This is a genomic window from Chelativorans composti (genome assembly GCF_039541695.1).
Lineage (GTDB): Bacteria > Pseudomonadota > Alphaproteobacteria > Rhizobiales > Rhizobiaceae > Chelativorans > Chelativorans composti.
This window is the reverse complement of the sequence record NZ_BAABGS010000071.1, coordinates 24134-43147: the sequence shown is the minus strand read 5'-3', so window position 1 is coordinate 43147 and position 19014 is coordinate 24134. Positions and strand designations below refer to the sequence as shown.

General features: G+C 63.4%; 19 protein-coding genes. 14 read left to right on the top strand and 5 right to left on the bottom strand.

Going from position 1 to position 19014, the window contains the following annotated elements:
• Positions 1-67: 67 nt before the first annotated feature.
• Entirely contained in the window at positions 68-1033 is a 966-nt protein-coding gene (locus ABD906_RS12855) for a D-2-hydroxyacid dehydrogenase (RefSeq protein ID WP_345099817.1), read from the bottom strand.
• A gap of 232 nt (positions 1034-1265) precedes the next feature.
• Between ABD906_RS12855 and fae the strand changes: the two genes are divergently transcribed.
• Positions 1266-1808 carry a formaldehyde-activating enzyme gene (gene fae / locus ABD906_RS12850; protein WP_345099816.1) on the top strand — a complete coding sequence of 181 codons (543 nt, stop codon included), beginning with the start codon at positions 1266-1268 and terminating at the stop codon, positions 1806-1808.
• Between the two features lie 106 nt (positions 1809-1914).
• On the opposite strand, the gene ABD906_RS12845 is transcribed toward fae, so the two are convergent.
• Both ABD906_RS12845 and ABD906_RS12840 read right to left on the bottom strand, forming a co-directional pair.
• Positions 1915-2187, bottom strand: coding sequence for a type II toxin-antitoxin system Phd/YefM family antitoxin (locus ABD906_RS12845; RefSeq protein WP_345099815.1), 273 nt, complete (start codon positions 2185-2187; stop codon positions 1915-1917).
• A 114-nt stretch (positions 2188-2301) separates the two neighbouring features.
• On the bottom strand, positions 2302-3252 hold the full coding sequence (locus tag ABD906_RS12840) for a LysR family transcriptional regulator (protein WP_345099814.1): 951 nt from the start codon (positions 3250-3252) through the stop codon (positions 2302-2304).
• Positions 3253-3351: 99 nt separating this feature from the next.
• Here ABD906_RS12840 and ABD906_RS12835 point away from each other — a divergent pair, with 99 nt between their 5' ends.
• The 7 genes from ABD906_RS12835 to cbbX all read left to right on the top strand — a co-directional run bounded on the left by ABD906_RS12835 (position 3352) and on the right by cbbX (position 11725).
• On the top strand, positions 3352-4395 hold the full coding sequence (locus tag ABD906_RS12835) for a class 1 fructose-bisphosphatase (RefSeq protein ID WP_345099813.1): 1044 nt from the start codon (positions 3352-3354) through the stop codon (positions 4393-4395).
• Between the two features lie 11 nt (positions 4396-4406).
• Positions 4407-5279: a phosphoribulokinase gene (locus ABD906_RS12830; protein ID WP_345099812.1), complete on the top strand. Its 873-nt coding sequence runs from the start codon at positions 4407-4409 to the stop codon at positions 5277-5279.
• An 11-nt stretch (positions 5280-5290) separates the two neighbouring features.
• Complete coding sequence (tkt, locus tag ABD906_RS12825) at positions 5291-7327, top strand: transketolase (RefSeq protein WP_345099810.1); 2037 nt, start codon at positions 5291-5293, stop codon at positions 7325-7327.
• Positions 7328-7349: 22 nt separating this feature from the next.
• Positions 7350-8429: a class II fructose-bisphosphate aldolase gene (gene fba / locus ABD906_RS12820; protein ID WP_345099809.1), complete on the top strand. Its 1080-nt coding sequence runs from the start codon at positions 7350-7352 to the stop codon at positions 8427-8429.
• 28 nt (positions 8430-8457) lie between these two features.
• Positions 8458-9915, top strand: a complete 1458-nt coding sequence (locus ABD906_RS12815) for a form I ribulose bisphosphate carboxylase large subunit (RefSeq protein WP_345099808.1) — start codon at positions 8458-8460, stop codon at positions 9913-9915.
• 122 nt (positions 9916-10037) lie between these two features.
• Positions 10038-10457, top strand: coding sequence for a ribulose bisphosphate carboxylase small subunit (locus ABD906_RS12810; protein ID WP_345099807.1), 420 nt, complete (start codon positions 10038-10040; stop codon positions 10455-10457).
• 335 nt (positions 10458-10792) lie between these two features.
• Positions 10793-11725 carry a CbbX protein gene (cbbX, locus tag ABD906_RS12805; RefSeq protein WP_345099806.1) on the top strand — a complete coding sequence of 311 codons (933 nt, stop codon included), beginning with the start codon at positions 10793-10795 and terminating at the stop codon, positions 11723-11725.
• A gap of 245 nt (positions 11726-11970) precedes the next feature.
• On the opposite strand, the gene ABD906_RS12800 is transcribed toward cbbX, so the two are convergent.
• A complete protein-coding gene (locus tag ABD906_RS12800; RefSeq protein ID WP_345099805.1) occupies positions 11971-12573 on the bottom strand; it encodes a LysE family translocator in 603 nt (200 codons plus the stop codon).
• Positions 12574-13026: 453 nt separating this feature from the next.
• Between ABD906_RS12800 and ABD906_RS12795 the strand changes: the two genes are divergently transcribed.
• From ABD906_RS12795 to ABD906_RS12785, 3 genes are all read left to right on the top strand, one after another.
• Positions 13027-13938, top strand: coding sequence for an MBL fold metallo-hydrolase (locus ABD906_RS12795; RefSeq protein ID WP_345099804.1), 912 nt, complete (start codon positions 13027-13029; stop codon positions 13936-13938).
• Between the two features lie 223 nt (positions 13939-14161).
• Complete coding sequence (locus ABD906_RS12790; RefSeq protein WP_345099803.1) at positions 14162-14365, top strand: hypothetical protein; 204 nt, start codon at positions 14162-14164, stop codon at positions 14363-14365.
• Between the two features lie 122 nt (positions 14366-14487).
• Positions 14488-14694 carry a hypothetical protein gene (locus ABD906_RS12785; protein WP_345099802.1) on the top strand — a complete coding sequence of 69 codons (207 nt, stop codon included), beginning with the start codon at positions 14488-14490 and terminating at the stop codon, positions 14692-14694.
• A gap of 124 nt (positions 14695-14818) precedes the next feature.
• On the opposite strand, the gene ABD906_RS12780 is transcribed toward ABD906_RS12785, so the two are convergent.
• Positions 14819-16156: an MFS transporter gene (locus ABD906_RS12780; RefSeq protein ID WP_345099801.1), complete on the bottom strand. Its 1338-nt coding sequence runs from the start codon at positions 16154-16156 to the stop codon at positions 14819-14821.
• Between the two features lie 265 nt (positions 16157-16421).
• On the opposite strand from ABD906_RS12780, the gene ABD906_RS12775 reads away from it, so the two are divergent.
• From ABD906_RS12775 to ABD906_RS12765, 3 genes are read left to right on the top strand one after another with little or no spacing between them, the layout of a single operon-like run.
• Positions 16422-17384: an ABC transporter ATP-binding protein gene (locus ABD906_RS12775; protein WP_345099800.1), complete on the top strand. Its 963-nt coding sequence runs from the start codon at positions 16422-16424 to the stop codon at positions 17382-17384.
• A complete protein-coding gene (locus ABD906_RS12770) occupies positions 17381-18193 on the top strand; it encodes an ABC transporter permease (RefSeq protein ID WP_345099799.1) in 813 nt (270 codons plus the stop codon). Before ABD906_RS12775 ends, ABD906_RS12770 begins: the two co-directional genes overlap by 4 nt.
• On the top strand, positions 18190-19005 hold the full coding sequence (locus ABD906_RS12765; protein WP_345099798.1) for a substrate-binding periplasmic protein: 816 nt from the start codon (positions 18190-18192) through the stop codon (positions 19003-19005). The genes ABD906_RS12770 and ABD906_RS12765 overlap by 4 nt, the downstream gene beginning before the upstream one ends.
• Positions 19006-19014: the final 9 nt, after the last annotated feature.

Below are 19014 nucleotides of genomic sequence, written 5' to 3'. Positions count from 1 at the left end.
CGGCCGCAGCATCTTGGCAAGAAGGTACCGTTGCGTCTGGAGGCATCCTGTCCGACCTGGGAGCTGTCTACCGCACCACGTTGCGCGGCGTGCCCTTGTGGAACAGCTCGATGTTTTCGATCAGCTGGTCTGCCAGTGCCTGGATTGCCTCGCGGCTGGACCAGGCAACGTGCGGCGTGAGGATGAAGTCCGGCCGGTCCATGAGGCGCATGAACGAATGGTCATCCGGCATGGGCTCGCGGGTGGTCACGTCGAATCCCGCGCCGGCGATCTGGCCCTTCTCGAGGGCTTCGCAAAGCGCGCTCTCGTCCACGAGGCCGCCGCGGGCGGTGTTGATGAGGAGCGGACGGCGCTTCATCAGGGCGAATTCGTCCGCACCGATCAGGTTGCGGGTCTCGGGCCTGAGCGGACAGTGAAGGCTGATGACGTCGCTTTCCTCGAGCACCTTCTCGAAGGGCACATGGGACGGGGCCACGTCCGCGGCCCCCTTGCGGCCCGCGAAGAGGACGCGCATGCCGAAGGCTCTGCCGAGGTTTGCCACGGCCTGTCCGATGCTCCCGCTGCCGATGATGCCGAGCGTTGAGCCGGCGAGGTTGCGGACGGGGTAGTCGAAGTAGCAGAACTGACCGGATCTCACCCAGTCGCCGCGCGCGACCGACTGATGATAGGCAAGGATGCTGCGCCTCAACGCAAGGATCAGCGCGAACGTATGCTCGGGCACCGTGTTTACGGCGTAATCGCGGATGTTGGAAACGGTAATGCCCCGCTCCGCGCAAGCGGTGAGGTCGATTATGTCGTAGCCGGTCGCTGCAACTGCGATGAGCTTCAACCGCGGAGCGTGGCGGATGGAATCGGCGGTCACCGGAACCTTGTTGGTAATGACGATATCCGCGTCCGCGATGCGTTCCGCCACCTGATGGGCGGCCGTGCGCGGGTGGATGGTGAGCCGGTGCGGAAAGCCTGGCTCCCTCAGGATCGTTTCCGGAGGCAAGGTTTCCCGGTCCAGAAAGACGATGTGCTGGGGTGCCGTCATGGTTCCTTCCATCTGCAGTGTCTCACCGGCCGCACAGCTTATACGGATCGGCGCGAATGCAAAGGGTGGAAAAGGCCCGCAAAGGTTCTTCCGCCGCGCGGCAGCGACGTGTGAAGCGGGTGCTGACGAGGACGTTACGCCGTGATACAGGGCGCGACGGGCACCGGAACTGTTGGTCGGGGCGGCAATGACAACGCCGGACCGGCCCCATCTCAGAGGAACAGGAGAGATCATGTCTGAAATTTGGTTCAGGGCAGGCGAAGCGACCGTTTTCGCGTCGGAAGGGCAGGCCACGGATGCCATGCCGGAGGTGGTTATCGGTTCCGTGAAGGGTCCTGTCGGAACGGCTTTCGCGACGATGCTGGGCCAGACGGCCGGCCACACGCGCATGTTCATCATCCGTGACTGCAACCAGATGGTCCGACCGGCCGCGATCATGACCTCGAAGGTCACGATTACCAGCTCGGCCTATATCGAGCTTCTGGGCGGCGTGGTGCAAGCCGCGCTGGGCGACGCGATCGTCGATTGCGTGGCGGAAAACATCATCCCCAGGGAGATCGTCGACGACATCGCCATCATCGCGACGATCTGGCTCGATCCGCGCTGCGCGACCGATCCGAACCTCGACAAGAAGGAACTCTACAAGAACAACTACGAGGCCATGAAGCTTGCGATCTCGCGCGCCATGAAGGGCGAGCCGACGGTGGACGAGCTTATCGCCAACCGCAAGACCATCCGCCACTACGCGCTGGAAGGCATCGACATCGACGACTGACCCTGCGCAGGGCAGTCATCCGTTTCATGGAACCGCTGGCCGGTCCTCCGGCCGGCGGTTTTCTTGTTAATAGATGCGCGCTGCCGGGTCGAACTCCAGCGAGTACTCAGTTGTCATCGAACGCGATATCGTCCCCCACGATCCGCGCCTTTACGGGCTTTTCTCCCGCCGCCTGCCGCTCCTGCACGATCCGTGCTAGCTCCTGGTCATCCAAAAGGTCCATGATCCGTTCGTAGACGTCGGCCCTGACCAGATAGGCCATCACGCGGTTGTGGTTGAGGACCGCAACCGGCTGGCCGTGAGCTTTCTCGATCACGGAGGAGGGGCTCTTCTTCAGGTCGGATACGCTGACCGCAACCTCTGCCTCGACGCGCTGCATGCTAAAAACTCCCATGTATGCGTCAGGCATACTTGTACTTAAATTTGTACTTTTTTCAATACAATTGCCGGTGTCACTTGCGGTGTCGAATCGGGGGTGAAGCCGCTCCCGTCTTCACTCCCTCGAGCCGAGCGCCGTCGCCGGATAGAGCTTGTCGATGAAGGGCAGGTACATGGCGCCCTTGCTAAGCAGGAAAGCCTTGAAGGCGGCCATGGCGGGGGACATGACGCGGTCGGCGCGGGTGACGGCGAACCACTGCCGGCGCACCGGCAGGCCGGCCACGTCGAGAATAACGAGGCGTCTTGTCTCCACCTCCGCCTCGATCGTGTGGGCTGAAATGAAGGCAATGCCGAGGCCCGCCATCACGGCCTGCTTGATGGTCTCGTTCGAGCCCATCTCGATACCGAGGGAGTCGAGCCTGCCGGGAATGTCGCTCAGGAAGGCTTCCAGAGAACTCCGGGTGCCGGACCCGGGTTCGCGAATCAGGAAGTTTTCGCGCGCGATCCGCTCCTTCGAGATATCGCGCTCGTACGCGAGCGGGTGGTGCGGCGGGGCGATGATGACGAGCGGATGATCTCCGAAGGGAACGGAGTTCACCGGCAGGTCCTGCGGAGCGCGGCCCATGATGGCTATGTCTACGTCATGCGTCCTGAGCTTCTCGACGATTTCGGCCCGGTTGCCGACCTGCAGCAGCACCTTGATGTTGGGATGCTGCTGCATGAAGGCGGCCATCATCCGCGGCGCGAAATACTTGGCTGTCGAGACCACGCCCAGCTTGAGCGAGCCCGCGCGCACGCCCTTGAGCGCGTCAATTTCTTCCCTGAGCTGGCGCAGACGGTTCTCGATGGCGCCTGCCGCCTCCAGCACGGCCAGCCCTGCGGCGGTCAGTCGCAGGCCGTCGCGAGACCGGTCGAACAGCTCCAGGCCGAGTTCCTCCTCCGCCTGCTTGATCTGGATGGTCACCGCCGGCGGCGTAAGGCCCAGTTCCTTGGCAGCGTTCACAATCTTGCTATGGCGGGCAACCGCCTGCAGCGTCCGGAATTGTTTAAGGGTCAGGTTGCGCATGAGCTAATTAAAGTATTTTTAGTGGCATAGTAAAGTAATTAAAATGTACTTAAGCCATCGCTCCTGCTTTTCTGTATCCGTTCATCGGAGGAGGAAACGATGGCAACGACTCTGGAAACGTTTCTGGGTGCCTACGCATCGCAGGGAGGTGACATCCGGCATGCGGTTGCTGGCACTATCGAGCAACTGGCCGCGACGGCGATCAAGGTTCGGGATCTGATCAGCGAGGGTCCGCTCCCGGAAGACCTTGGCGCCAGGCGGGGTTCCAACGGAGAAGGCGACGACCAGAAGGGTCTGGACGTGCTGGCCGACGAGATGTTTCTCGAGGCCTGCCGCGCCGCTGGCGCTGCCGTTTACGCGTCCGAAGAGCGGCCGGAACCGGTCATGCTCCGCGAAGACGGCCTGCTCGCCGTGGCGATCGATCCGGTCGACGGTTCGTCTAACATCGAAACCAACATTTCCATCGGCACCATTTTTTCTTTCCTCCCGACGGCAGGGCTGCAGGGGGCGGAGCCTGCCGCGTATTTCCTGCAGCCCGGCCACCGGCAGGTCGCGTCCGGCTTCTTCATCTACGGCCCGCAGCTCGCCCTGGTGGTGACTATGGGCAGCGGCGCGCACCTGTTCGTCTACTCGCCTGCTCAGAGGGCTTTCATCCAGTCGCCGCGTGCCCCGCGCGTGCCGGAACGCACCCAGGAGTTTGCCATCAACATGTCGAACGAGCGGCACTGGGACGAGGGCATCCGCGTCTACATCGAGGACTGCCTGCGGGGTGCCGAAGGTCCGCGCGAGAAGGATTTCAACATGCGCTGGGTCGCCTCGATGGTCGCCGAGTGCTACCGCATCCTGAACCGTGGCGGCGTTTACCTCTATCCGGGCGACGCGCGAAAGGGATACCGTAACGGACGCCTGCGGCTGGTTTACGAGGCCAATCCGATTTCCTTCCTGATCGAACAGGCGGGAGGTGCCGCTACCGACACCCTCCACCGCATTCTCGATATTCAGCCGGAGAGCCTGCACCAGCGCGTTCCCTTTGTCTTCGGTTCCGCGCACGAGGTGGAGCGCGTGGGCCGCTATGTCTCCCAGCCAGCCTGGATAGCAGAGCGTTCGCCCCTGTTCGGGCGCCGTGGTCTCCTGCGCGCATGAGGTGAGAGAGCATGTCCATCAGACATCCCATCATTTCGGTCACGGGATCCTCGGGCGCCGGCACCACGTCGGTGAAGCGGATCTTCGAGCAGATCTTCCGCCGCGAAAACATCACCGCCGCCTTCATCGAGGGCGATGCCTTCCATCGCTACAATCGCGAAGAGATGAAGAAGAAGGTCGCCGAGGAGGCCGCAAGGGGTAATCCGAACTTCACCCATTTCAATGTCGAGGCGAACGAGCTCGAACTGCTCGAATCCGTCTTCGAGGAATATGGCCGCCAGGGGACCGGCCGCACCCGCACCTATGTCCATGACGAGGAAGAGGCCCGCATCCACGGTGTTCCTCCCGGGCACTTCACGCCATGGCGGGAGTTCGAGGAGAGCGACCTGCTCTTCTACGAGGGGCTGCATGGCTGTGTGGTCACGGACAAGATCAACCTGGCGCGCCATTGCGATCTCAAGATCGGCGTCGTGCCGGTCATCAACCTGGAGTGGATCCAGAAGATCCATCGGGACCGCGAGACCCGCGGCTATTCCACGGAAGCCGTGATGGACATGATCCTGCGGCGGATGCCGGATTACGTCCGCTATATCACGCCGCAATTCACGGAAACGGACATCAACTTCCAGCGCGTGCCGGTGGTGGACACCTCGAACCCGTTCATCGCCCGGTGGATCCCGACGCCGGACGAGTCGATGCTGGTGATCCGCTTCCGCAATCCGCGCGGCATCGACTTTCCGTACCTTCTCGCGATGATCAAGGACTCCTTCATGTCGCGGGCGAACTCCATCGTGGTGCCAGGCAACAAGCTGGATCTGGCGATGCAACTGATCCTGACCCCGCTCATCCTGCAGCTCATCGAGCGCAAGCGGCGCGCATCCTGAGGAGGAGAACGATGACAAGCCTCACCGCGGCAAAGGCCAGCCAGACCCCTCGCGTCTCCGATCGGGAGATGGCGAACGCCATCCGCGCGCTGGCGATGGACAGCGTTCAGCGGGCCAATTCGGGCCATCCCGGCATGCCGATGGGCATGGCGGACGTCGCGACAGTGCTGTTCAACCGCTTCATCAAGCTGGACCCCTCCCGCCCGGACTGGCCGGACCGTGACCGCTTCGTGCTGTCGGCAGGCCACGGTTCGATGCTGCAATATGCCATCCACTTCCTGCTCGGCTACGCCGACATGCCGGTGGAGGAGCTGAAGCGCTTCCGCCAGTTGGGCAGTCACACGCCGGGCCATCCCGAATACGGCCATACGCTGGGCGTCGAGACGACCACCGGCCCTCTGGGGCAGGGTATTGCCACGGCCGTCGGCATGGCGCTGGCGGAGCGGATGCTGGCCGCCCGTTTCGGTCCGGAGCTGGTGGACCATTACACCTATGTCATCGCGGGCGACGGCTGCCTGCAGGAAGGCATCAGCCACGAGGCGATCGACCTCGCCGGGCACCTTCGCCTCGGCCGGCTCATCGTGCTGTGGGACGACAACCGAATTTCCATCGACGGCCCGACGCGCCTGTCAACGTCGATGAATCAGCTGGCTCGCTTCGCCGCCGCCGGATGGCACGTGCAGGAGGTCGACGGGCATGACCCCGAGGCCGTTGCCGCAGCCATCGAGCGCGCCCGTGCTGAGGAGCGCCCTTCGCTGATTGCCTGCCATACCACGATCGGCAAGGGCGCTCCCAACCTCGAGGGCTCGGAAAAGACCCATGGCGCGCCGCTGGGCGAGGCGGAAATCGCCGCCACGCGGGAAAACATCGGCTGGAGCCATCCACCCTTCGAGGTGCCGGACGAGATCATCGGGGCCTGGCGTGAAGCTTCGGCACGGGGCAGGGCTGCGCGCGAGGCCTGGGAGGCGCGGCTTGCCGCGTCTCCCCAGGCGGACGCTTTCCGCCGTGCTGTGAGCGGCGAAATCCCGGAGGAGGTGTTCGAGGCTCTGCGCGCCTTCCGTGCCGAGCAGTCGGAGAAGGCTCCGAGGGTCGCGACCCGCAAGGCGTCGGAGATGACGCTCGCGGTCATCAACGGGGCCACGGAACTCACGGTCGGCGGTTCGGCGGACCTGACCCACTCCAACCTGACGCTCACCAACGGGCTGGGGGTGGTGCAACCCGGCGACTACGGCGGCCGCTACATCCACTACGGCATCCGCGAGCATGGCATGGCCGCGGCGATGAACGGCCTCGCGCTCCACGGCGGCTTTGTGCCCTACGGCGGCACGTTTCTCTGCTTCGCGGACTATGCACGCGGTGCGATCCGCCTCTCCGCGCTGATGGGCCAGCGCGTCATCTATGTGCTGACGCATGACTCCATCGGTCTCGGCGAGGATGGGCCGACGCACCAGCCGATCGAACATCTGGCCATGCTGCGGGCCACCCCGAATCTCAATGTCTTCCGTCCGGCCGACATCATCGAGACGGCGGAATGCTGGGAGCTCGCGCTTCGCAGCAGAAACCACCCCAGTGTCCTGGTGCTGTCCCGCCAGAACCTCCCGACCTTGCGGACAGCCTCAGACAGCCTGCCGTCCGCTCGCGGCGCGTATGTCCTGCGCGAGGCGGACGGCAGGCGGGATGTCACCCTGCTTGCGACCGGTTCCGAAGTGGAGATCGCCGTCGCCGCGGCCGAGCTTCTCAAGGCGCAGCATGGGTTGAACGCGGCGGTCGTCTCCATGCCCTGCTGGGAGCTCTTCGAGGAGCAGGATGAGGATTACCAACGCTCCGTTCTGGGAACCGCGCCGCGCATCGCGGTGGAGGCCGCCGCGCGCCTGGGCTGGGACCGGTGGATCGCCGGAAACGGAGACTTTGTCGGAATGAACGGTTTCGGCGCCAGTGCGCCGGCGGGCGATCTCTACCGCCACTTCGGCATCACGGCGGAGGCCGTGGCGGAACGGGCGCTGGCGTTTGCCGGCACGGCCGGCGGGCAGGCCCGGAATAACAACTGATTTCCAGAGGAGGAGCCAGATCATGGCGAAGATCACGTTGCGACAGCTGCTCGATCACGCTGCGGAGCGCGGCTACGGCGTTCCCGCCTTCAACATCAACAACATGGAACAGGGCCTCGCCATCATGGAAGCGGCGAAGGACTGTGATGCCCCTGTCATCATCCAGGCCTCGCGCGGCGCGCGCAGCTATGCAGGCGACATCATGCTGGCCAAGATGATCGACGCGTTGGTGGAGATGTTTCCGTCCATTCCCGTGTGCCTGCATCAGGACCACGGAAACAACGAAGCCACCTGCCTCACCGCCATCCGTCACGGTTTCACGTCGGTGATGATGGACGGCTCGCTGGAGGCCGACGCCAAGACGCCGGCGAGCTACGAATACAACGTCGCGATCACCGAGCGCGTGACGCGCATGGCCCATTGGGTCGGCGCTTCCGTGGAAGGCGAGCTCGGCGTGCTGGGTTCGCTCGAGACGGGCGGCGGCGAGGCCGAGGACGGCCATGGCGCGGAAGGCGAGCTATCGCATGATCAGTTGCTCACCGATCCCGACCAGGCGGTGGATTTCGTCAACAAGACCGGCGTGGACGCGCTGGCGATCGCCTGCGGCACATCCCACGGCGCCTACAAGTTCTCGCGCCGTCCGGACGGCGACATTCTGGCGATGCACGTCATCGAGGAGATCCACCGGCGGCTGCCGAACACGCATCTGGTGATGCACGGTTCGTCCTCGGTCCCGCAGGAGCTGCAGGACATCTTCAACAAGTATGGCGGAGAGATGCCGCAGACCTATGGCGTGCCGCTTGAGGAGATCGAGCGCGGCATCCGCCACGGCGTGCGCAAGGTGAACATCGACACCGACTGCCGTCTTGCGATGGCGGGCCAGCTGCGCCGCATCGCGATGGAGAACCCGTCCGAGTTCGATCCGCGCAAGTTCATGAAACCGGCGATGGATGCGCTGCGCGCGCTGTGCCGCGATCGTTTCGAGCGATTTGGAACGGCGGGGCATGCCTCGAAGATCAAGCCGATCCCGATGGACGAGATGGCCAAGCGCTACGCGCGCGGCGAGCTCGACCCGAAAACATCCGTTGCCAAGGCTGCCTGACGGCGCCCGAACAGAGAGGAGCAGTATCATGGCCGACAAGACGACGCTCACCGGAGCCGAACGCTACGCAGCCGGCGTTATGGAATACAAGAAGATGGGCTACTGGGAGCCGGACTACGAGCCCAAGGATACGGATATCATCGCCGTCTTCCGCATCAGCCCGCAGGATGGCGTGGACCCGGTTGAGGCGGCGGCGGCCGTTGCCGGCGAGTCCTCCACCGCCACCTGGACGGTGGTCTGGACCGACCGCCTGACGGCCTGCGAAAAGTACCGCGCCAAGGCCTACCGGGTGGATCCGGTGCCGAACGCGCCGGGTCAGTACTTCGCCTACATCGCCTATGACCTCGACCTGTTCGAGCCGGGCTCGATCGCCAACCTGTCGGCGTCGATCATCGGCAACGTCTTCGGCTTCAAGGCCCTGAAGGCGCTGCGTCTCGAGGACATGCGTCTCCCGGTTGCCTACGTGAAGACCTTCCAGGGGCCGGCCACGGGTATCGTCGTGGAGCGCGAGCGTCTGGACAAGTTCGGCCGACCGCTGCTTGGCGCCACGGTGAAGCCGAAGCTGGGTCTCTCCGGTCGCAACTATGGCCGCGTGGTCTACGAGGCGCTGAAGGGTGGGCTCGACTTCACCAAGGACGACGAGAACATCAATTCGCAGCCCTTCATGCACTGGCGCGACCGCTTCCTGTACTGCATGGAGGCCGTGAACAAGGCGCAGGCCGAGACGGGCGAGGTGAAGGGCACTTACCTCAACGTCACCGCCGCGACGATGGAGGACATGTACGAGCGCGCGGAATTCGCCAAGGAGCTTGGCTCGGTCATCGTCATGATCGACCTGGTGATCGGCTACACGGCCATTCAGTCCATGGCGAAGTGGGCGCGCAAGAACGACATGATCCTGCACCTGCACCGTGCCGGCCACTCCACCTACACGCGACAGAAGACGCATGGCGTTTCCTTCCGCGTCATCGCCAAGTGGATGAGGCTCGCGGGCGTTGATCACATCCACGCGGGCACGGTCGTCGGCAAGCTCGAGGGCGACCCCAACACGACCAGGGGCTACTACGACATCTGCCGCGAGGACTTCAATCCGCTGCGCCTGGAGAACGGCATCTTCTTCGATCAGCCGTGGGCATCGTTGCGCAAGGTGATGCCGGTGGCTTCGGGCGGCATCCACGCCGGCCAGATGCACCAGCTCCTGCACCTGCTCGGCGAGGACGTTGTGCTGCAGTTCGGTGGCGGCACGATCGGGCACCCGATGGGCATTGCCGCTGGCGCGACGGCCAACCGCGTGGCCCTGGAGGCCATGGTGCTCGCCCGCAATGAGGGCCGCGACTACCTGAACGAAGGACCGGAGATCCTGAAGGCCGCGGCGCGTCACTGCCTGCCGCTCAAGCAGGCGCTCGACACCTGGAAGGACGTGACCTTCAACTACGCTTCGACGGACTCGCCGGACTTCGTGCCGGTCGCGACGGCGGCACAGTGAGCAACACCGCGGTTCCAGGAAAAGTGGGAACCGGTTTTCCGTCCGGAACCGCGAAAACAGATGGTCCGAGCAGTTCAGAGTCTCCGTGAGAAGCCGAACTGCTCCAGAGTGGAGACAGAACAATGCGCATTACCCAGGGAGCATTCTCGTTCCTGCCTGACCTCACCGACGAGCAGATCCGGGCGCAGGTGCAGTACTGCATCGACAATGGCTGGGCGGTGAGTCTCGAGTTCACCGACGATCCGCATCCCCGCAACACCTTCTGGGAGATGTGGGGCCATCCGATGTTTGACAATCCGGATGCGGCCGCGCTGATGATGGAGCTGGCGGAGTGCCGGAAGGTCTACGGCGACCGCTACATCCGGGTGGTGGCTTTCGATGCGAGCCACGGCTGGGAGTCGGTGCGGCTCTCCTTCATCGTCAACCGCCCGAAGGACGAACCCGGCTTCCATCTCGAGCGCCAGGAGCGCGCCGGTCGCATGATCACCTACACGACGAGATCCTACGCGACCGACCGTCCGGCGGGGCATCGTTACAGCTGAGGGTTAGCCGCCGACGGCCCCCTCCGGCCCTCATGCCAAACCTGTCGGGGCATCGGGGCGGCATTGCGAGGGATCTGAAGGAGAAGCTTCGGGGGTCTGCCTGGGCCTCCCTTCCGATGCGGTTTCTTTTCCCTTTCGTCCCTCACGGTGAGCGTGTCGAACCAAGAGGGGCGAGAGACCGGAAGTTCCAGACTCTTCCCTTTGGAAAGCGCATGCTTCGGCAAGCTCAGCACGAGGGAACGACGGGACGCCCGGACCACCACCGCTCTCATGGTTCGGCGGGCTCACCTCGACGGGCTCACCATGAGGGCAGCGGAGCAAACGAGGAGCGTGTCATGACTGCTACGGTCACCGATGACGAAGCCGGCGCCATTCCTGCCACGGTGGACCTGCGCGCCGAGTATGAGGCGTCGGGCGTCAAGGACGTGCTGGCGGAACTCGACCGCGACCTGATCGGTCTGGCGCCGGTCAAGAAGCGCATCCGTGAGACTGCGGCTCTTCTGCTCGTGGAGCGGGCCCGCCGCAGCATGGGGCTCGCGCACGAGACGCCGACGCTGCACATGAGTTTCACCGGCAATCCCGGTACCGGCAAGACGACCGTCGCGCTGCGCATGGCTGACATTCTCCATCGCCTTGGCTACATCCGTAAGGGCCATCTCGTCTCCGTGACGCGCGACGATCTCGTCGGCCAGTACATCGGCCACACGGCGCCCAAGACCAAGGAGGTGCTGAAGCGGGCGATGGGGGGAGTGCTGTTCATCGACGAGGCCTATTACCTTTACCGGCCCGAGAACGAGCGCGACTACGGCCAGGAGGCGATCGAGATCCTTCTTCAGGTAATGGAGAACCAGCGCGACGACCTGGTGGTGATTCTCGCGGGCTACGGTTCGCGCATGGAGCGGTTCTTCGAGAGCAATCCGGGCTTCCGCTCACGCATCGCTCATCACATCGACTTCCCGGACTATACGGATGAGGAGCTGCTGCTGATCGGCATGAAGATGCTGGAGAAGCAAAACTACCGGCTGGACGAGGAAGCCGTCGCCGCTCTGCGCGATTACATTGCCCTGCGCCGCCAACAGCCACATTTCGCGAACGCCCGCTCGATCCGCAACGCGCTGGACCGTGCCCGCCTGAGGCAGGCAAACCGTCTGTTCGAGAATGCCCGCGGGCCGCTCGACGCTGACGAGCTGTCGACGATCCGGGCCGCCGACATCCGCGCAAGCCGCGTGTTCGCTCCGGTATCGTTGCCGGCAGGACAGGGCGGCTGACGCGATGGATTCACGCGATCCCTGAGGAGGGAGAACAGTTCCGCGCTGAAGTTCAACCCCTGCTTCAAGGCGCGGAACTGCCGCTTTGACGCCGCAGACACTTGGCTTCCCATGCGGCGTGGCCCCTGACCAACGCGTCTCCGGTCAGGGGCCTCTTCGTTTTGCTGATATAGTTAATGTGTGCAGAAAAGTGTTTAACACACTAAGCAGCTCGGTTCGGGCTGAGGTGGCCTGGCCCGGCCAGGTCACCGGCAGGCCACCAGGATAGCGGCGCCGATCAGCGCGCTGCCCGCGCAACGGTTCATCCATTTCATGCGCCCGGGGCCGCGGAACCAGTCAGCGGTTTGTCCGGACAGCAGTCCATACAGCGCCAAGGTGAAGAAGCTGGGGGCGAATACAATGGCGAGGATGGCTAGGCCCTCGGCAAGCGAAACCGCGTTGAGATCGATCAGCACCGGCATCAGGCTGGCGTGGAAAAGGATCGCCTTGGGATTGCATACCGCAACAGCCAGGCCGATGCCCAGGCTTCGGAGTGGATGCCCGGCCTGAATGACGTCAAGATTGGCCTCCGCCCGCCACATCTTTATCCCAAGCCAGCCCAGATAGGCTGCGCCCGCCAGTTTCACGACCGTGAAGGCCCATTCGCCGGCGGCTGCAATCGCCCCCAGGCCGAGCAGGGCAATCAGCACGAGCAGCACGTCTCCAATCGCAATCCCGAGGCTGGTCGCTGTGGCTGCCGCCACGCCCCGTGAAAGCCCCGTGGAAATGACTGCAAACGTTGCTGGTCCGGGCGAGGCGACGGCGACGACAAGAGCGGCCGCGTAGGTGATGGTAGTGGTAACCGACATGGTATTCTTCGCAGTGCATTCTGCGCCGTGCGTGAAAACCGGCGACGGGAAGGGTTTCAGTCCGGCTTGAAAATAGCAAGCAATTTCAGTGGATAGCGCGATCAAAATGGATGATGGTGTTGCGTTTGATGTGAGCTTCCGGGCCGGACTGCACCGCGGCTCCAAGGGATAATGTATATGTTTATTGTTGTCGGGGCGCGATTACGCGACGATCGCCGGGAACGTGCCGCGTTGGTGGGGCCCTGGTGGGACCGTAAGAAGGCCAAGGTGCTGAAATGGTGCGGAGTTTCCGCGCCCAGCCGGTTCCACGTTGGTCACCCCGATCCCCTCCGGCTGAACCGTTTGTGAAGGAACTGCCGACCGTCGCGCGCGTTGTATCCCGTTGCCGTATTGCAAGATGTGTTTCGAAAGTCGGTTTACATGATCTCTTCTCGCAGAAATTTGCTCAAGTTGATGGCGTGCAGCGCGACTGTTCCGCTTCTGCCGAAGATTGCCGGGGCGCAGGACAGGCGTGCCGTCTGGCATGTTCTGGGTAGCAACGGCGGTCCCAGGGTGGTCACCAACCGCAGCAATCCCGCCAACGTCCTGATGATCGGAGATACGCCCTACATCGTCGATTGCGGATACGGGGTGACGAGGCAGCTTGTGAGAGCCGGTTTACCGCTCACGTCGTTGGAACAGATCTTCATCACGCATCTGCACTCCGATCACGCGCTCGAATGCGGCAATCTCATCTACTGCAGCTGGTCGACGGGCCTGGACAACGAGGTGACCGTTCATGCGCCGGAGGGCGCGAAGGCGATGATGGACGCCTACATGGAGAGCATCAGGTTCGATCTGGACGTTCGGATCGGGGACGAGAACAAGCCGGATCTTCGGAATATGGTGAAGGTTCGCGAGATCGGAGACAGTGGTGTCGTGTTCGAGAACAGCGACGTGACCGTCACGGCCTTCCGGACGCCCCATCCGCCGATCGTGAAGCGCAATTACGCCTTCCGCTTTGACGTCGCGGAAGGTTCGTTCGTCTATGCCTGTGACACGGCCTATAATCCGGCGCTGGCGGATTTCGCGCAGGGGGCGGACGTACTGATCCATGAGGCCCTGTATGAGCCTGGCTTTGCGGACATGGCCGTTCGTAGCCGCAACAAATCGGAATCCTTCAGGGAGCACATATTCAACTCGCACACCTCGACGGAACATGTCGGTCAGATCGCGGCGGCGGCGAAGGTAAAGAAGCTCGTGCTCAGCCATCTCGTTCCCGGCGACGACGAGAGCATCACCGACGATATGTGGCTGGAGGGTGTGCGGCGCCACTATGACGGCGAGGCGATCGTCGCGCACGATTTCATGGAAATCACGATCTGAGGCGGGCAGGCGGCGGTATCCGTCTCAACCGGGGGATCTGTTTCGCTCGCGTATTGACGCTTTCGCAACAACCCTGTAGCTGAACGGATGTGGAACACCCGCCTTGGGTGCGCTCACGCAAGAGCAGGAGACAACGGCATGAGGATCTCGAACCGAATAGCAGGCTGACAAGGCCACGCGCGCAGCTGTGCGCACACAACGCTGTTTGTTCAGAGGATATCCCATGCCATTCACGCGCAAGTTCTACACTGCCGATCTGCATTTCGGTCACGCGCTCATGCTCTCCCCAACCGCCTGCGCCCGGCCCTTTTCCTCCGTCGCCGAGATGGACGAGGCGCTCATCCGAAACTGGAATGCCGTGGTGGGGCCGGAGGACATCGTCTACGTCATCGGCGACTTCTCCTTCTGGCTGGGCGCAAGTTCCTGATCCTGGGGAACCACGACTATGACCGGAAGGACCGCAACCGGGTCCACCCCGTCATCGCAGGACTCGGCTGGGAGCATATCGCGCAGCAGTACGAGACGACGGACGAAGGGGAGCGCGTGTTCATGAGCCATTACGCCCAGCGCACCTGGCCCGGAATCCGCAAGGGCGCCTGGCATTTCTTCGGCCATTGTCACGGGCGTCTTGCCCCGTATGGACGCTCCCGCGACGTTGGAGTGGACTGCCCGGACTGCTGCTACGCGCCCCGCACGTTCCGGGAATTGACGCAGAACATGCGCGACGAGCCCGTGAGCTTCGAGCCCGGCGCCTGAGTACGGCACCCGCCGGCCCCGGGTTCGCCCGAGACAGCCCGTCAGGGACTGCGACAATTGCGCTTCGCATTTGCGAGCCGATTCACCCAAACGTTACTGGATAGGGTTGTCGCCCAGCTGGCATCTACACCCGCAGCTTGCGCAGGCGCGGCATCCAGATCCACAGCACGACGGCAAATACGAGCACGACCGAGGACATGAGCCCGAGAGCGAGGCGCGGTCCGATCATCGCCGCGATGAGCGCCATGGTCGCCGTGCCCACCGGCATCAGGCCGCGGGTCATGAAAAGCAGTGACAGAACGCGGCCGCGGTAGGCGTCGTCGACGGTGAGCTGAAGAATGGTGTCGTTGGAGGAATTGTAGGCGATCTGCATAGCGCCGGCGGCGAAGAGAAGCGGGATCGCCACGTGGAAGTTCGGTGCGGCGGCGAACAGGATCAGGGCCAGGGCAAAACAGCCCATGAAGACGAGCATCATGGAACCGCGCCGCACGTTTCGCTGCACGCGCGCGGCGAGCAGGCCGCCGCAGATCGAGCCGGAGGCGGCGAGCGCCGTCATCACGCCAAAGCCCGTGGCGCCGGTGTCGAACACCTGCGCGGAAAAGACCGACAGGAACTGCAGGTAGGGCTGGCAGAAAAAGGTGGGCGCGAGCGCCACCGCCACCAGCATCAGCAGCACCGGTTCGTGCTTCATGTAGGAAAAGCCTGCCGATAGGCTTTGCAGCATCGATTCGGCCTTCCGCCGGCTCCGGTCCTGGGGCGGCAGGTCGATCATCATGAGCATGCCCATCACGACGGTGAAGCTCACCGCATTGGCGATGAAACAGGCGGTCACGCCCAGGCTGGCGATGATGGCGGCCGAGGCAAGCGGGCCGATCACCTTGGCCAGGTTCAGCGTGACCGAATTGAGCGAGACGGCGCTTGCCATCGCCTCGCGGGGAACCAGCTGGTAGATGAGAGAATTGCGCGCCGGCATGTTGAAGGCGACGATCAGCCCCCGGCAGGTGGCGAGCAGCAGGATGATCCAGATCGAGGCGTTGAAGAAGGCCACCGTGCAGGCAAGCCCGATCGCCACGAGCATGGCCAGCACCTGGGTGCAGATGAGCATCGTGCGCCGGTCCACCCGATCGGCCACCACGCCGCCGAACATCGTGAACAGCATGATCGGCAGGCCGCGTCCGAGGTTCACAAGCCCGAGCATGATCGGATCGCCGGTGGTCGAGATGACCAGCCAGTTGAGGGCGATCTGGTCCAGCCAGTCGCCGATGAACGAGACCGCATTTCCAAACCAGTAAAGGCGGTAGTTTCGGTAGCGCAGGGCCTCGAAGGTACCGGGCTTCTTCCTCTCCACAGAACCAGCACTGGCTTGGGTGGTGTCAGTCATCGTCTTCGTCTTTTCGAGCCGTTGCTCTCCCTGAACGGGAAGTCCTGCGTGCCGGTCGCGCGTGACCGGCAACTCGGGCATCAATTCTTCGAGTTCGCGTGAATGCCGCGGGCGGGATGCCTTGGCCGCAGGAGTTCATTAGCCCCCATTACAACAAAAGCAAAGTCCGGGGTCCGTTGCCGAGCGTCCGGCCGGACGGCGAGAAACATGGCTTGAGTGGGCAGCCGAATCCTCTCCGCTCTTCGCGGGGTGTGCGGGGGTCATTGTGGAGAGGCCACCGGTAGGGTTATATGCACTAACTTTCCAAATGCTGCCGTTCGTGCGGCGTCTTTCAAAGCCTGAGCTGATGACACACCTGATCAGTGCAAGAGATTTGCGGGCAAGCTACGGCGCGAAAGTCGCGCTGAACGGCGTGAGCTTCGACATCGAGGAGGGGACGAGTTTCGCACTGCTGGGGCCGAATGGCGCCGGCAAGACCACCCTCATAAACATTCTGTGCACCCTGCAGCGGCCGGACAGCGGCGGCATCGTGATCGCGGGTCACGATGCCCTGCGCTATCCCCGCAGGGCGCGGCGGAACATCGGCGTGGTATTCCAGACGTCGAGCGTGGACGACCGCCTGACCGCTCGGGAAAACCTCGAGTTCCACGGCCTGGTACATGGCCTGCCACGGCGCAAGCGTGAGGCGCGCATCCGGCAGGTTCTGGAACTGGTGGCGCTGGAGGAATGGGAGGACGATGTCGTCCGCAGCTTTTCGGGTGGCATGCGGCGCCGCCTGGAGATCGCCCGGGCGCTTATGCACGAGCCGAAGATCCTGTTTCTGGACGAGCCGACCGTCGGGCTCGATGCGCAGACGCGCCAGCAGATCTGGTACTACCTGGACCGGCTGCGGCGGGAATGGTCGCTCACCGTGCTGACCACCACCCATTACATCGAGGAGGTGGAGGATGCGGATGTCGTCTGCATCATCGACCATGGCAGCATCATTGCGCAGGGTTCGCCCGCGGGGCTCAAGAAGCAGCACGGCCGGCGGTGGCATCAGATCGATACGATCGACAGGGCCGTGCGCCAGCTCATCCTGGAGCGCTTTGCCGGAGCGCAGCCGCTCGGCGTGTCCAGCGTCGTCGTTCCGGAAGAGTCGTTCGATGCGCGCGCGCTGAAGTCGCCGGAATTCGAAGGCAAGATTCTGGAAATCCGCCAACGGGAACCCACGCTCGAGAGCGTGTTCCTGTCGCTGACGGGACGCGAGCTGAGGGATCGGGCGGATCCCGGCAGGATTGGCAATGGACGCGGGGGAGAACGCCGATGAGCGAAATGGCCGTTCTGGCGCGGGGTGTCTACGGCGTCTGGCTGCGCGAGATCATGCGGGCGACGCGGGATCGCGGACAGCTGATCGGCGGCGTGAGCCGGCCGCTGATCTGGCTGCTGATTCTCGGCGTCGGACTGAACCCGTATTTCCGCGGCGAAGTGTACGGGCAGGTGAACTACGTGATTCCGTTTACCTACCTGCAGTTTCTGTTTCCTGCGGTCATTGTCCTCAACATCATGTACACCTCGATCCAGTTTGCCGTGTCGGTGATCTGGGACCGGGAGTTCGGTTTCCTGCGCGAGGTGCTGGTCTCGCCCCTGCCGCGCTCGCTGATTCTGCTTGGCAAGGTACTGGGCGGCGCGACGGTGGCCACCATGCACGGCGTGCTGGTGCTGCTGCTCGCGCGATTCGCCGATGTGAACATGTCGGTGCAGCAGATCGTGACGGCGATCGGCCTGATGTTCGTGCTGTCCTTCGGCCTCACATCCTTCGGCATCCTGCTGGCGGCGCGGGTGCGCAGCTTCGAGGGCTTCGGCGTGTTTTCCAACACGCTGATTCTACCGCTCTATTTCACCTCCTCTTCGGTGTTTCCGCTTGATCCGTCGCTGAGCCGCACGCAGGCGGTGATGAGCTATCCCGAGTGGCTGGTGTTCCTCGTCCGCGCCAATCCGATCACCTACGCGGTCGACGCCCTGCGCGGAGTTCTGATCAACTTCAATCAGCTCCCGCCGCATATCGGCCTGGCCGTCATCGCAGGCATGTGCGTGGTGTTCTTCGTGGCCGCGCTGGTGGATTTCAACCGGTCATGAAACGGCGCAAGCGCAACCCCTGGCTGACGGTGGCCATCAACCTGGCGCTCATCGCGGCGGGCCTGACCGCACTGAGTTTCCTGCCGCCGGACAATTCGCTGGCGGAGGTGCGCCGGATCGGCGCCCTCAAGCTGTGCGTGCCGAGCGAGTATCCGGTCCTCGTGGAAAAGGATTTGCAGAAGCCCGGCTTCGATGTGGAGCTTGCCCGCAAGATTGCGGAGGAGCTGGGCGTGCGGCTGGTCGAAAACGAAATGATGTCCATGGGCAAGGACTTCAACCCGCGCAACTGGCAGCTGACCCGCGGTCAGTGCAATGTCATCGCGGGCGGGCTTGCGGATACCGAGACCACACGCAGCTTCCTTCAGACGATCCCCACAGGGATCGAGACCGGCTGGGTGGCAGTCTCGAAGGAGCCGGCTACCCCGCAGGAGGGGCAGGTCTGGGCTGTGTGGCCGGGCAGTTCCGGGCTCGACCGGATTGCACTGTCTTCCTGGCTCAGGGAGAGGGGCATCCGCCCAGTATTGCTCCAGTCGCCGGATCAGATCGTTGATCTGATCGAAAGCGGACAAATATATGGCGCAATTGTGGAGCGGCTGATTGCCGCACCTCTGGTTTCCGGGCAGGCGTATGCGATGACATGGTTGGCCCCGGAAACGTTTACCCCGGTTCAATTATCGCAAGGACTTTGGAAGGGGGACCAGACGCTCTACCGGGCCGCCAAACAGGCGATGGAAAAAATCAGGGCGTCGGATTGGTATGGAGAAGCCAAAGTCCGTTATGGACTGGACGCTCCAATCGCGGTAATTCAATAGACGTTCCAT

Excerpts from the sequence above, each read along its gene's own strand:
- ABD906_RS12830 (WP_345099812.1), top strand. The coding sequence starts at position 4,407 with ATGTCCATCAGACATCCCATCATTTCGGTCACGGGATCCTCGGGCGCC.
- ABD906_RS12840 (WP_345099814.1), bottom strand. The coding sequence starts at position 3,252 with ATGCGCAACCTGACCCTTAAACAATTCCGGACGCTGCAGGCGGTTGCC.
- ABD906_RS12815 (WP_345099808.1), top strand. The coding sequence starts at position 8,458 with ATGGCCGACAAGACGACGCTCACCGGAGCCGAACGCTACGCAGCCGGC.
- ABD906_RS12790 (WP_345099803.1), top strand. The coding sequence starts at position 14,162 with ATGCCATTCACGCGCAAGTTCTACACTGCCGATCTGCATTTCGGTCAC.
- cbbX (WP_345099806.1), top strand. The coding sequence starts at position 10,793 with ATGACTGCTACGGTCACCGATGACGAAGCCGGCGCCATTCCTGCCACG.
- ABD906_RS12785 (WP_345099802.1), top strand. The coding sequence starts at position 14,488 with ATGAGCCATTACGCCCAGCGCACCTGGCCCGGAATCCGCAAGGGCGCC.
- ABD906_RS12810 (WP_345099807.1), top strand. The coding sequence starts at position 10,038 with ATGCGCATTACCCAGGGAGCATTCTCGTTCCTGCCTGACCTCACCGAC.
- ABD906_RS12780 (WP_345099801.1), bottom strand. The coding sequence starts at position 16,156 with ATGCCCGAGTTGCCGGTCACGCGCGACCGGCACGCAGGACTTCCCGTT.
- ABD906_RS12765 (WP_345099798.1), top strand. The coding sequence starts at position 18,190 with ATGAAACGGCGCAAGCGCAACCCCTGGCTGACGGTGGCCATCAACCTG.
- ABD906_RS12835 (WP_345099813.1), top strand. The coding sequence starts at position 3,352 with ATGGCAACGACTCTGGAAACGTTTCTGGGTGCCTACGCATCGCAGGGA.
- ABD906_RS12855 (WP_345099817.1), bottom strand. The coding sequence starts at position 1,033 with ATGACGGCACCCCAGCACATCGTCTTTCTGGACCGGGAAACCTTGCCT.
- ABD906_RS12795 (WP_345099804.1), top strand. The coding sequence starts at position 13,027 with ATGGCGTGCAGCGCGACTGTTCCGCTTCTGCCGAAGATTGCCGGGGCG.
- ABD906_RS12845 (WP_345099815.1), bottom strand. The coding sequence starts at position 2,187 with ATGCAGCGCGTCGAGGCAGAGGTTGCGGTCAGCGTATCCGACCTGAAG.
- tkt (WP_345099810.1), top strand. The coding sequence starts at position 5,291 with ATGACAAGCCTCACCGCGGCAAAGGCCAGCCAGACCCCTCGCGTCTCC.
- ABD906_RS12775 (WP_345099800.1), top strand. The coding sequence starts at position 16,422 with ATGACACACCTGATCAGTGCAAGAGATTTGCGGGCAAGCTACGGCGCG.
- ABD906_RS12800 (WP_345099805.1), bottom strand. The coding sequence starts at position 12,573 with ATGTCGGTTACCACTACCATCACCTACGCGGCCGCTCTTGTCGTCGCC.
- fae (WP_345099816.1), top strand. The coding sequence starts at position 1,266 with ATGTCTGAAATTTGGTTCAGGGCAGGCGAAGCGACCGTTTTCGCGTCG.
- ABD906_RS12770 (WP_345099799.1), top strand. The coding sequence starts at position 17,381 with ATGAGCGAAATGGCCGTTCTGGCGCGGGGTGTCTACGGCGTCTGGCTG.
- fba (WP_345099809.1), top strand. The coding sequence starts at position 7,350 with ATGGCGAAGATCACGTTGCGACAGCTGCTCGATCACGCTGCGGAGCGC.